Below are 12120 nucleotides of genomic sequence, written 5' to 3' on the forward strand. Positions count from 1 at the left end.
TTCGTAAAAGGGGGATGGACATGCTCTGGTATGAAACAGCAAGTATCGCGGAGAAAAAAACCTCAATGAAACGTATTGAGTTTCATTTAAAAAATTTCAAGAACTATCAAGCAGCCATTTTAAATATTGAAAGACAGCTTGAAAAGCGAAGTTCTCTCCAACATCATCATATGGCACGTCAAAAATTAGAAGAGCAGAAAAGTCAGTATGAACTGATTGTTGCTTGTATTGAAACGGCTTTAAAAGAATTGGATGAAATAGAGCAGCAGCTCATTGATTATAAGTATTTTCGAGATTGGCGCATGGCAAAATGTGCAATCGAAATCGGCTATAGTGAGAAGACACTATTTTTAATGAAGCGCCAGCTGATGGATCAACTGCTCATCAGCCTAGCTGCCATCACAGATATTTAAAACAGAAGTTGTCCTATTTGATAAAACGCCGCAAAAAGGCATAAAGAGCCGATAATTGTCACAAGTAAATAGGCAGCAAGATTTCCTATTTGACGCTGCATCAGCATCGTCGCAGATTCTACACTAAACGTAGAGAATGTGGTAAAGCCGCCAAAAAAACCAGTTCCTATGATCACTAGAAGTGGATGATTGGACGTTACAGCGCCTGTGAGAAAACCTAAACCGGCTGCACCTAATAAATTAATGAAAATAATACTGTACGGGAAAAGGGCATGGGATGGAGTTTTCTGGATTGTTTGGCTGATGAAGAAACGACATGCACTACCGATCCCTCCAGCTACAGCTGTACAAAAAACAATCATTTATCTGCTTCCTTTCTGCTGCTTATTTTGATGAAAGAGCCGTTCAGCAAGGATCAGGCCAGCTAAAGCAGCGGCTACTCCAGCAATGACTGAGAGCAGGATGTACATCATACTTAAATTGAACTGCCCTGCCTGTAACAGAAGAACTGTCTCTTTAGAAAAGGTGGACATGGTCGTAAACCCGCCGCAAAACCCTGTTCCAATCAAAGCTGCAAGATATTTTTTTCCTTTCTGAAATAGAAAGTATCCTGTCGCAAAACCAAGAAGCAGGCTGCCGGAAATGTTTTCAATCATCGTTGCATAAGGGAAGGTCTGGCTGATGACAGTTTGGCTTAGTTCATATCTGCAAAGTGTACCAATCAATCCACCGATAAAAACGGCGAAATAAGTTTTCATGTGCATCATTTCTCCTTTTGAAAAAATAGCGGGTTATCCGTTACCACACCATCAATTGGATATTTTTTGATTCGATCCGCTGTTTTTTGATCTTTTACAGTCCATATAAACACATCCATCCCGAATGTGTGGATGCGGTCTATCCACCATCTATTGATCATCGTTTTCTTCATATTAAGACAATTTGCAAACGAGCTGTATGTCGTTAACTTTCGTTTCGTTAGTTTAAATGCATCAGGCTTTATAATCAAAGCTGTGCGAAGAGAAGGGGCGAATGCTTTAATTCTTTGTAGTGCATGAACATCAAAAGATTGAATGATGATATGACGAGAATAGGCAAACCGATTGATGATGCGGGCAACGGCCTTTTCGATTCCTATCTGCCGTTTTGGGTGTTTGATCTCGATCAATATCCCAATCCGCTGACTGTATCTTTCAAGAATTTCTTGTAATGTTGGAATTCGTTCATTCGTATACTGTTGGTCAAACCAGCTTCCTGCGTCCAGTTTTTTCAACTGATCAAGTGTATAGCTTTTGACTAAGCCGTTTCCGTTCGTCGTTCGCTCAACGGTATCATCATGGATGACGACGACGTGCTGATCCATTGTCATTTGTACGTCTAATTCAATATAATCTGCTCCTTGCTCGACAGCTACATCAAACGCAGCGATTGTATTTTCTGGGGCTGCGCTTGATGACCCTCTATGTGCGATAATATACACTTGCTCCAGCTCCCTGACATAAGTTCTGGTCTTATCATATCAAATGCTTTGGTGGTTTTCCTTCTTTACTATATGGAGAAGAAGAGCGCCGTATTATCATGGAACCTCATGTACCGAAAAAGCTTGATGTATCATTTTGAAAAATTTACAGGAATAGAGCAAGCTTTGATTGAGTAAACCTGAATTACATCAATTTTTCTTCGATCAATTTTGTCCAAATCGTCAGCGTTCGTCAAAATATTAGTGCTTTCGTCATGTTGACTGAAAATTCTGATGTTTTATAATGATGAAAAGGAGGCGAGATGATTGGGTAAAGGGAGAATTAGAGTGGAAGAACGTATTAAGGCCGAAACGGATGCTGAAATGTTTAAAGCGACTCTCCTTGATCAGGCTCAGAAGAAAAAGTAGTTTGCTGCCCGTCGATATGTCTCAAGCCAAAATTTCATAATTGAACATCATGCCTCGGGATAGGTCCCGAGGCTTTTTATATAGAGGTCAGACATTTAAGAGAGGACATAAACGAAGGTTATATTATAAACTAGAGAGGATTGTTTTAAAGGAGAGAGACAGAGATGTTTACACAAAAATGGATGGATACATATTTTACAGTTGATATTGCGATCCAAATAGGCATTAGCCTTTGTATTTTATTGCTTTTTTTATTACTTCGAAAAGTATTTACGAAATACTTGTTTCACCTGCTCTTTAAGCTGACAAATCGGTCTAAAACCGAAGTCATTAACCAAATTGTCGTGGCGTTTGAAAAACCTGCGAGACTGTTTTTTGTGGCACTAGGTTTATATTTTGCGTTAAGACAAGCCCCATACTTTGAGCACCATATGGATGTCATTGTCAAATTGTATAGATCTTCTATTATTTTGATGCTGACGTGGGGGCTTTGTAATCTAACCGCAGCTTCTTCCTTCTTATTTCAAAAAGTGAATTCAAAATTTGAATTAGAGATGGATGATATTTTAGCCCCATTTTTATCAAAGGTTCTTCGGTTTATGATTATTGCACTGAGTATTAGCGTCATTGCACAAGAATTTAATTATGATGTGAACGGACTTGTGGCAGGGCTTGGCCTAGGTGGTCTTGCTTTTGCACTCGCTGCGCAGGATACAGTGGCGAACTTTTTTGGAGGAATTGTGATTATTACAGAGAAGCCTTTTACAATGGGCGATTTTGTAGAGACTCCAAGTGTACTTGGGACTGTAGAGGACATTACCTTCCGAAGCACAAAATTTAGAACACCTGCTGAAGCGGTGGTGACCGTGCCAAATTCGACCCTTTCAAAGGAGCCGATCACAAATTGGACGAGAATGAATAAACGTCAAATTACGTTCTCCGTTCGCGTATCTTACAATACACCGAAAGAAAACATTGATAAGTGCATCAAACGTCTGAAGCAAATGCTTTATGAGCATGATGGGGTTCATAAGGAAACGATTATGGTGAATTTCGATGTGCTGGCAGACAGCTATTTAAACTTATTCTTTAACTTTTATACAAACACAACGGCTTGGTCTGAAAACCTGGATATTAAGCAGGATATTAACTATCGCATTATTGATATTTTCCATGAAGAAGGGGTAGAATTTGCTTTCCCTGGACAGACCATTTATATGAAACAAAAAGGTGAGAAACAGCTCGGTGAATAAAGGAGGAATGGTGGTTGGATCAAACAAAAGTGGCAGCGCTAAGAGAGAGATTATCAAAGGCCTCACATATTACAGTCCTTTCAGGTGCTGGGATGAGCACAGAATCGGGAATTCCCGATTTTAGATCAACGGGTGGACTATGGACAGAAGATACTTCTCGCATGGAGGCAATGAGCCGGTCCTACTTTTTATCACATCCTCATCAATTTTGGCCGAAATTCAAAGAATTGTTTCAAATGAAGATGAGTGGAGAGTACGAGCCAAACGCTGGACATGCTTTTTTAGCCAATTTAGAAAAGCAAGGAAAACGCGTGGATATTTTCACGCAAAATATCGATGGTCTGCATAAAAAAGCGGGAAGCCAGCATGTGTATGAACTGCATGGTTCCATTCAAACAGCTACATGTCCATCATGCGGGTCAACATACGAACTGCCTTATTTATTACAAGAAGAGGTACCGGTTTGTGAGCGGATTTCATCAGACGGCCGCGCGTGTGGGCGAGTGCTCAAAACAGATGTTGTCCTTTTTGGAGACATGGTGAAGCACTTTGATCAAGTGGAGAAATCACTCCAGCAAACGGACATGCTACTCGTCATGGGAACTTCCTTAGAAGTGGCACCAGCCCGATATATTCCAGAAGATGCTGCTCATCATCCTTCCATCTTTAAGGTCATGATGAATTTAAGTGAAACGGAATTCGATCCGCTGTTTGATCTTGTCTTTCACGAACGAATTGGCGAGCTTGTGAATGCTTTATAAATTATAAAAAACCCGCATCCAATAGGTGCGGGTTTGCTTTATTGTTGTAGTGGCTTCATTGTTTCATCAAGGACTTCAAACGTGTAGCCCTTCGCCTTTAATTGTGTGATCAGACTGTTTAAGTATTTTGCGGTAGCTGGCTGATCATGCATTAAGATGATTTTTGGCTCTTTCGGGTACTTGGTTTCAAGCACTTGCAGCTGATTTAATACTTCTGGTACATATTTTGAGCTTTTATATTTCCAGTCAAGACTGTCAATGGTCCAGTCCCAGTATACAAAGCCTTTTTGTTTTAAACGTGTTTTTTGCTGGTCTGTTAAGTTTGGTGAACTGCCATAAGGTGTTCTCACAAGATGTGTATATTCACCAGTAACAGAAGCCAATATACGTTGATCTTCTTTCATCTCATTTACAGGAGAATCACTTTTTTGATAAAAGCGTTTCACATCATGCGTGATGCCATGAAGTCCTAATTGATGACCTTCTTGATGAAGTCTTTTCACAGCTGCTGGGTGTTCTTTGATTTGCGGCCCGAGCATAAAAAATGTGGCCTTCACTTGCTGTGACTTTAGCACATCTAACAGCTGATTTGATGTAGCAGAAGGGCCATCATCAAAGGTCAAAAAGATCGTTTGATCCGTTACATGTTTGTTTGGATTGATCTTAAAATGTGCATCTAATGTTTTTGGCGAATCATCTTTTGCTTTCAGACTTGTACTTGTGTCTCGAAATGGACTGCTCGCAGACACTTCATTCGGTTGATCTGCTGCCTGCATATTGGTTTTAGACATATCCCAAATGAAAAAAAGGATCAATGTCAGGATGACTAGACCAATCGCCTTTGAGAGCAGCATCGTGTTTGAAGGTGTCTGTTTTTTCGTAACCCGTTGCATTACAATCGCTCCAATAAATCAGTAGTTTGTGTCGAATCATGTAGTGGATTCTGTCTTTTTTCGCTGTTTTTTGTCGTGCTCATATGGAGTAAGTATACAGGAAAAAAGAGCCTATGAATATAGAAGATGCTAAAAAATTGGAATCTTTTTGGTTATGAATCTATATTTGTTACAATAGAAGGTTATCCAGTCAAATGGATATGAAATAATTCTGAATAATCATTGAAACGTTTACATTTATCCGCTAAGATAGCATCAGATTCAACCATTAAGCAAAGCGAAGGGGAGATTCCATATGAAAGTATTGTACAATGGGGATTTTATTGAAAAAAAAGATGCACATGTTGATATTGAAGACAGAGGCTATCAATTTGGCGACGGAGTCTATGAGGTCATCCGCGTATATAATGGGACTTTGTTTACATTAAAAGAGCATACTGAGCGTCTATTCAAGAGTGCAAAGGAAATTGGCATTCATCTGCAAGGTACAGTATCCGATATGGAAGAGAATTTGAAGAAGCTAGTCGCAGATAATCAAGTGATTGATGGCGGCGTGTATATTCAAGTCACGCGAGGCGTCGCACCTCGTAAACATCAATATGGTGTACTTACCCCTCAAATTACGGCATATACATTTCAAGTGAAAAAGCCTATTCAAGAGCAGACAGCTGGTGTGAAAGCTCTATTGTCTGAAGATCTTCGCTGGTTAAGGTGTGATATTAAAAGCTTAAACCTTTTATATAACGTCATGGAAAAGCAGAAAGCGTCTGAAGCTGGTGCGTTTGAAGCGATTTTAATAAGAGACGGCTTTGTGACAGAGGGGACGTCCTCGAATGTATATGCCGTCATTGACGGTGTCATTCGTACACACCCAGCAAATAACCTGATTTTAAACGGCATTACACGTAGAAAGCTGCTAGAGGTTTGTCAGGAAGAAGGATGTCGTGTGGAAGAAACCCGCATGAGTAAAGACGAACTTTTGCATGCACAGGAAATTTTCATCAGTTCAACGACAGCTGAAGTGATTCCAATTGTAGAGATAGATGGTCAGCCAGTTGGGGAAGGTGTTCCAGGAGAGATCACGAAGCGTGTACAGGAAGGGTTCCAGAAAAAAATTAAGCATGAAAGCGAAGCATCTATTTCTTCGTAAAAGGAAAAAGGCTGTAAACCAATGTTTACAGCCTTTTGTGATGACATTTATTTCACGATCAGTACAGGTATATCTGATTTGGACGATAACTTTTCACTCACACTGCCAAAGAGCATTTTTTTCAATCTGCTTTGGTCACGTGCTCCCATGACGATGAGGTCTGCTGAAATCTTTTCAGCGTATTCGATAATCGCTTCTGCAGGCTCCCCTTCAACAATTTCAATCGCAGCTTCAAACTGCTCTTCATTTAACAGCATTCTTGCTTCTGCAACGACCTCTTCTGTATGATCTTCAAAAATCAAGGGACTTTGCTGTTCATCATGAGGTACGTACACAGGGGGTGTTTGAAGGTCTGCCATGCCGCCTCCGATATAAGCGCCGCCAGTCATTGGGCGAGGTGCATCAAACACCTGTCTGCTGGATTTCCCATCATGAGCGTAGGCAACGGTCAGCTTGGCATTCAACGTTTTGGCTAAAGCGATTGCCTTCTTTAATGCTTTCTTACTGTCTTCATGTCCATCAAACGCAACGACCATCCGATCAGCTTGAAACAATGTCCTCATTCCTTTCAAAAGGAGTCTATACGTTCATGGTATACCCGTTATGAGAAAAAGATACACATGAAAACGATTGTGTTTTTGTTAGAAAATTTCATTTATTGAAAAAAATTTATTGACAAAATGGTGACAGCCACTATAAGATAAAAAAAGATTCAAGAGCCAAAAGGAGGAAATGTCATGTGCAACATCATTGGAAGAATGAAATCAAACTGCATGAATGGGTTGATTCACGTGACAATTACACCTTCATTGGTCATTGAAAAGGGACTCGTATGTTCCAATTGATCGGATGAATCAAGGCGTATGTTGCGTATTTGTCAACATGCGCCTTTTTATCATGTATAAAAGAGGCGTACCAGTTAGCTGGTTGCCTCTTTTTTTGTTGTATACATTTCGTATCTCGAAATAATGGAATGCATCAACAACTAAATGAAGAGGAGTGAAAGCATGTGAACATGCCAAAGGCAAGACAAATGACAAAAGTTCAAAAAACGAAACAAGGTGACAATCAGGAAAATATAGAAAGCGGCTAGCTTTAAAAGGAGAGACAAACATGTTTTCAGTATTTGTGAAATTAGGCTGGTTCTTTAAACAAGAGTGGAGGCGCTATACAATCGCCATTACGCTGCTGCTCATTGTGAATGTGCTTGAAATGCTGCCACCGAGGTATCTGGGGCAAGCAGTTGATGACATTCGGTCTGGTCAATTTACAACATCCAGTATCTTATTTTACGTAACCATTTTTTGCTTACTTGGTGTCAGTGTCTATGCGCTCACCTACTTTTGGATGTATCAGTTATTTGGCGGCGCGAATGTCATGGAGCGTGTGATGCGCGGAAAATTAATGCGCCACTTACTGAAGATGACACCCACCTTTTATGAAAAGAAAAAAACCGGAAATCTAATGGCGCTAGGTACAAATGATTTGAATGCTGTGGCTTTAACAACAGGCTTTGGCGTTTTAACATTAGTCGATTCCACTGCTTACATGCTGATGATCTTTTTTACGATGGGGCTGACGATCAGCTGGAAATTAACTTTAATGGCCATTATTCCGATGCCGCTGATGGCGATTTTGATAGCGTTTTATGGCAGTAAAATTCATGAACGCTTTACAGTCGCTCAAGATGCATTTGGTGATATGAATGATCGTGTATTAGAATCAGTTGCCGGCGTTCGGGTGATTCGGTCTTTTGTACAGGAAAAACAAGATGTGAATCGCTTTCGAGAAATGACAGATGATGTTTTTCAAAAAAATATGAGAGTAGCGATCATTGATTCATTGTTTGAGCCGACGGTGAAATTGCTTGTGGGGATCAGTTATTTAATCGGTATCGGTTACGGCGCATATCTTGTGTTCCAAAGTGATTTAACCATTGGTGAGCTTGTCGCATTTAACGTCTATCTGGGGATGATGATCTGGCCAATGTTTGCCATTGGTGAATTGATTAATATCATGCAAAGAGGAAATGCCTCATTAGACCGGTTGAATCATACACTCAGTTATCAACCGGATGTAACTGACGCAGCCAAGCCAAAAAGATTACAAGAGCCTGGCGATATTCAATTTGAACATGTGACATTTAGGTATCCAACTTCCTCTAAAGATAATCTAACGGATGTCTCCTTTACTGTACGAAAAGGGCAAACGATTGGTATTACAGGAAAAACGGGAAGCGGAAAAACAACGATTGTCAAACAGCTTCTTCGTCAGTATCCGACAGGTGATGGGAAGATCTTGCTTTCAGGTGTTCCAATTGAGGACATTGAATTGGATCAACTGTTCCAATGGATTGGCTATGTTCCGCAAGATCATGTCCTTTTCTCAAAAAGTGTAGAAGAGAATATGCGTTTCGGTCATAGAGACGCGAGAGAAGCTGAATTAGCACAAGCGATTAAAGATGCTTACTTTGAAAAGGATTTACGCCTTTTACCAGAAGGCTTGGAAACCATGGTTGGAGAAAAGGGAGTGGCGCTGTCAGGAGGACAGAAGCAGCGGATTTCCATTGCACGTGCTTTATTAATTGATCCAGACATTTTGATTTTGGATGACTCGTTATCTGCAGTTGATGCAAAAACAGAAACGGCTATTTTAGAGAATTTAAGACAAAATCGTCATGGGAAAACGACATTTATTACAACCCACCGTCTATCAGCTGTAGAGCATGCGGATCTCATTCTTGTCATGGAAGAAGGACGTATTGTTCAAAAGGGAACCCATCAAGCGCTTATTCAGCAAGATGGATGGTATAAAGAGCAATTTCTGCGTCAGCAGCTGACAAATCAGCTGGAAGGAGGGGATGAGGCATGACAACAGGGAGAAGACTTCTTGCCTATGCACTCCTGTATAAAAAAGTATTGTCTGTTGCTTTGATCTTTCTGATCATTGCAGTTGGTGCTGAGTTGACAGGACCTTTCATTGGGAAAAAAATGATTGATGATCATATTTTAGGTGTAGAAAAACCGTATGTTGAGGTAAATGAAAAAACAGATAAAACGGTTTATTACCAGGGAAATAACTATATAAGAAGTGACCGGCTACAGAATCAAAATGAAGCTGGAAAGCAAATCAATGTCGTGCAAGTCGGATTTGGGTACTATTTTGTGAATGAACCGATTCGATTTGACGGGAGCCGGACAATAGAAGGGGATCAGCTCACCATTGAAAATGGAAGCGAGCGTGAGACGTATCAGGTACAGCGTTTATCCAAAGAGGAAATCTTTGCTTTTTATCAGCCGGAAATCAGTGGTTTGGTACAGCTTGTTCTATTTTATTTTGGGATGCTCGTCATTGCGATTTTCTTTCAATATGGGCAACACTATTTACTCCAGCGTATTGCAAATCGCATTATTCAAAAAATGCGAGTGGACGTATTTGAACATATTCAAACGCTTCCGATTCGGTATTTTGATAATTTACCGGCTGGAAAGGTTGTCGCGCGGATTACGAATGACACAGAAACCATTCGTGATTTATATGTTACAGTACTAGCGAATTTCGTCACAAGTGCCATTTACATGATTGGCATTTATACCGCCATGTTCTTATTAAATGTGAAGCTGGCGCTCATTTGTTTAGTGGCTGTTCCGATTATTTTCCTATGGTCGATGACTTACCGAAAGTTTGCGTCAGTTTACAATCATCGCATTCGATCCATCATCAGTGAAATTAATGCCAAGCTAAATGAAGCCATTCAAGGAATGACGATTATTCAAGCATTTCGACATGAACAAGCAACGAAAGAAGAATTTGATGAGCTGAATAACAATCACTTTCGATATCAGCGAAAGATGCTTCATTTAAATTCACTGCTTTCACATAACTTGGTGAATCTACTTCGGAACTTAGCCTATGTCGCACTCATTTGGTATTTTGGCGGTGCGTCCTTAAGTGCGTCGGGCATTGTGTCGATTGGGGTGCTCTATGCATTTGTCGATTATTTAAATCGTTTGTTCCAGCCGATTACAGGCATTGTGAATCAATTCTCTAGATTAGAATTAGCAAGGGTTTCATCTGAACGGGTCTTTCGATTATTAGATGAGCCAGGTACTGAAGTGGAAGAACCAATTCAGAAGAAACTAGAGGGACACGTCCAATTTCAGGATGTTACCTTTGCGTATAATGAAGGGAAAAATGTATTAAAGAACATCACCTTTGAGGCGAAAAAAGGTCAGACGGTGGCACTCGTTGGACATACCGGTTCTGGGAAAAGTTCGATCATGAATTTGCTGCTACGTTTTTATGATATTCAGCATGGGGACATCCTCATTGATGGAAAAAGCATCTATGATCAGTCGCGCCAAACGCTGCGTAAACAAATGGGCATTGTACTGCAAGATCCTTATTTATTTTCTGGAACGATCGCATCCAATGTCAGTTTGGGAAATGAAGACATTAAAAGAGAAACGATTGAAACATCGTTAAAGCAAGTGGGCGCAGCAGAACTATTAAAGCATTTGCCTGAAGGTTTTGATGAACCAGTTGTTGAAAAGGGGAGTACTCTTTCCTCTGGGGAGCGTCAATTGATTTCATTTGCCCGTGCACTGGCATACGATCCAGCGATCTTAATTCTAGATGAAGCGACGGCTAACATTGATACAGAAACAGAAGCAATCATTCAGCGGGCACTGGATGTCGTCAAAGAAGGACGAACCACTTTTGTCATTGCACACCGATTATCTACTATTAAGAAAGCTGACATGATTTTGGTGTTAGAAAAGGGTGAGATTGTCGAGCGCGGCAGCCACGAAGAGCTCATGGAGCAAGGTGGACTGTATGCGCAAATGTACGAATTACAAAAGGGAGCTGTGACGAGCGGCTGATAGGATGAGTAGCAAAAGCCTCTTTCAAATTGAAAGAGGCTTTTTTCATGGCAATGAAAAAAGTCGAGGCTTCATGATATGATCTCGACTTTTACTGGTTGTATATCATTTACATGAACTAAATGGTCAATAAGCGATACCGACACGTTGATGCACAAATTCTTTTGAGTTTAGCTGCTGATACAAAAAGTGTGCGGTATCTTCAACTGAAATTTTCTGTCCATCTATAGGGAGAAAATTCTTTTCATAGCGATATGACCGTGTCACTTCTCCATCTGGTAAATAGGTTGGGCAAATGATTGTCCAATCTAGTTCAGTTGATTGAAGAATTTCAAATGCTTTGGCATGTTCTTTAGCAGCTCGGGAAGTGGTTCGCCTTGATTCATTTGTTTCAAAGCGGTAAAGCTCAGGCTGCTGCCTTGCTTTCAAAATCCCTGCTGTACCAATCGTTATAATTCTTGATGTTCCTGTTTGCTTCATGGCTTGTACGATATGCTCCATTGAAACAGATAAAGTATCATCACCATCTGTTGATAGACAGCTCACGACAATATCTGATCCTTTAATTGTTTCAAGCACATCCTCTTGATTTCTGGAATTGCCGGTGACTTGAAACATACCCGCAAGCATTTCTTCCCGGTTTGTCCGAATTAACGAGCGAACCATGTAACGATCATCTTCTTTTACGAAACGAAGAAATGCTTGTCCTACACGTCCATGAGCACCGAAAAGAGCTATTTTCATCTGATCGATCCCTCCACTACATACTATAAGTGAAAAGAACTTAAAATGGTACAGTTTTATGTCATGCTTTTTTTATAAAGATGAAAGGACCGAATACTATGAGCATATTCACATAATAGAGAGAGACCGACAAAT

12 protein-coding genes and 1 pseudogene are annotated in these 12120 nt (G+C 40.4%); 7 read left to right on the forward strand and 6 right to left on the reverse strand.

Features of this window, described 5'->3' with window-relative positions:
- Positions 1-20 precede the first annotated feature (20 nt).
- Complete coding sequence (locus MHI58_RS04815) at positions 21-413, forward strand: hypothetical protein (RefSeq protein WP_024719967.1); 393 nt, start codon at positions 21-23, stop codon at positions 411-413.
- Here MHI58_RS04815 and MHI58_RS04820 read toward each other — a convergent pair.
- From MHI58_RS04820 to MHI58_RS04830, 3 genes and pseudogenes are all read right to left on the reverse strand, one after another.
- Positions 410-775, reverse strand: coding sequence for a CrcB family protein (locus MHI58_RS04820; protein WP_045034843.1), 366 nt, complete (start codon positions 773-775; stop codon positions 410-412). The genes MHI58_RS04815 and MHI58_RS04820 overlap by 4 nt on opposite strands.
- Complete coding sequence (gene crcB / locus MHI58_RS04825; protein WP_045034844.1) at positions 776-1177, reverse strand: fluoride efflux transporter CrcB; 402 nt, start codon at positions 1175-1177, stop codon at positions 776-778. It abuts the gene before it with no gap.
- A pseudogene (locus MHI58_RS04830) lies at positions 1113-1893 on the reverse strand (glycerophosphodiester phosphodiesterase). The gene crcB and the pseudogene MHI58_RS04830 overlap by 65 nt, the downstream one beginning before the upstream one ends.
- Positions 1894-2199: 306 nt before the next feature.
- Between MHI58_RS04830 and MHI58_RS04835 the strand changes: the two are divergent.
- The 3 genes from MHI58_RS04835 to MHI58_RS04845 all read left to right on the forward strand — a co-directional run bounded on the left by MHI58_RS04835 (position 2200) and on the right by MHI58_RS04845 (position 4315).
- Positions 2200-2301 (forward strand): YhdX family protein, encoded by a 102-nt coding sequence (locus MHI58_RS04835; protein ID WP_017360338.1) that lies wholly within the window; start codon positions 2200-2202, stop codon positions 2299-2301.
- A 164-nt stretch (positions 2302-2465) separates the two neighbouring features.
- Positions 2466-3554 (forward strand): mechanosensitive ion channel family protein, encoded by a 1089-nt coding sequence (locus tag MHI58_RS04840; RefSeq protein WP_024719970.1) that lies wholly within the window; start codon positions 2466-2468, stop codon positions 3552-3554.
- 14 nt (positions 3555-3568) lie between these two features.
- On the forward strand, positions 3569-4315 hold the full coding sequence (locus MHI58_RS04845; RefSeq protein ID WP_045034846.1) for an NAD-dependent protein deacylase: 747 nt from the start codon (positions 3569-3571) through the stop codon (positions 4313-4315).
- 38 nt (positions 4316-4353) lie between these two features.
- On the opposite strand, the gene MHI58_RS04850 is transcribed toward MHI58_RS04845, so the two are convergent.
- Entirely contained in the window at positions 4354-5208 is an 855-nt protein-coding gene (locus MHI58_RS04850; protein WP_024719972.1) for a polysaccharide deacetylase family protein, read from the reverse strand.
- Between the two features lie 295 nt (positions 5209-5503).
- On the opposite strand from MHI58_RS04850, the gene dat reads away from it, so the two are divergent.
- Positions 5504-6358, forward strand: a complete 855-nt coding sequence (gene dat / locus MHI58_RS04855; protein WP_024719973.1) for a D-amino-acid transaminase — start codon at positions 5504-5506, stop codon at positions 6356-6358.
- 47 nt (positions 6359-6405) lie between these two features.
- Here dat and MHI58_RS04860 read toward each other — a convergent pair whose 3' ends face one another.
- Complete coding sequence (locus tag MHI58_RS04860; RefSeq protein ID WP_017360333.1) at positions 6406-6912, reverse strand: universal stress protein; 507 nt, start codon at positions 6910-6912, stop codon at positions 6406-6408.
- Between the two features lie 559 nt (positions 6913-7471).
- Here MHI58_RS04860 and MHI58_RS04865 point away from each other — a divergent pair.
- Positions 7472-9229, forward strand: coding sequence for an ABC transporter ATP-binding protein (locus MHI58_RS04865; RefSeq protein ID WP_024719974.1), 1758 nt, complete (start codon positions 7472-7474; stop codon positions 9227-9229).
- Positions 9226-11241 (forward strand): ABC transporter ATP-binding protein, encoded by a 2016-nt coding sequence (locus tag MHI58_RS04870; RefSeq protein WP_045034847.1) that lies wholly within the window; start codon positions 9226-9228, stop codon positions 11239-11241. The genes MHI58_RS04865 and MHI58_RS04870 overlap by 4 nt, the downstream gene beginning before the upstream one ends.
- A 126-nt stretch (positions 11242-11367) precedes the next feature.
- Here the strand turns inward: MHI58_RS04870 and MHI58_RS04875 are convergent, their stop codons facing one another.
- A complete protein-coding gene (locus MHI58_RS04875) occupies positions 11368-11985 on the reverse strand; it encodes an NAD(P)-dependent oxidoreductase (RefSeq protein ID WP_008348943.1) in 618 nt (205 codons plus the stop codon).
- Positions 11986-12120 lie beyond the last annotated feature (135 nt).

This window comes from Bacillus sp. FSL K6-2869 (assembly GCF_040869405.1).
GTDB classification, from domain to species: domain Bacteria; phylum Bacillota; class Bacilli; order Bacillales; family Bacillaceae; genus Bacillus; species Bacillus altitudinis.

Bases quoted from the DNA above. Each gene is read 5' to 3' on its own strand.
- MHI58_RS04850 (WP_024719972.1), bottom strand. From the start codon at position 5,208: ATGCAACGGGTTACGAAAAAACAGACACCTTCAAACACGATGCTGCTC.
- MHI58_RS04840 (WP_024719970.1), top strand. From the start codon at position 2,466: ATGTTTACACAAAAATGGATGGATACATATTTTACAGTTGATATTGCG.
- MHI58_RS04870 (WP_045034847.1), top strand. From the start codon at position 9,226: ATGACAACAGGGAGAAGACTTCTTGCCTATGCACTCCTGTATAAAAAA.
- MHI58_RS04820 (WP_045034843.1), bottom strand. From the start codon at position 775: ATGATTGTTTTTTGTACAGCTGTAGCTGGAGGGATCGGTAGTGCATGT.
- MHI58_RS04865 (WP_024719974.1), top strand. From the start codon at position 7,472: ATGTTTTCAGTATTTGTGAAATTAGGCTGGTTCTTTAAACAAGAGTGG.
- MHI58_RS04815 (WP_024719967.1), top strand. From the start codon at position 21: ATGCTCTGGTATGAAACAGCAAGTATCGCGGAGAAAAAAACCTCAATG.
- crcB (WP_045034844.1), bottom strand. From the start codon at position 1,177: ATGCACATGAAAACTTATTTCGCCGTTTTTATCGGTGGATTGATTGGT.
- dat (WP_024719973.1), top strand. From the start codon at position 5,504: ATGAAAGTATTGTACAATGGGGATTTTATTGAAAAAAAAGATGCACAT.
- MHI58_RS04875 (WP_008348943.1), bottom strand. From the start codon at position 11,985: ATGAAAATAGCTCTTTTCGGTGCTCATGGACGTGTAGGACAAGCATTT.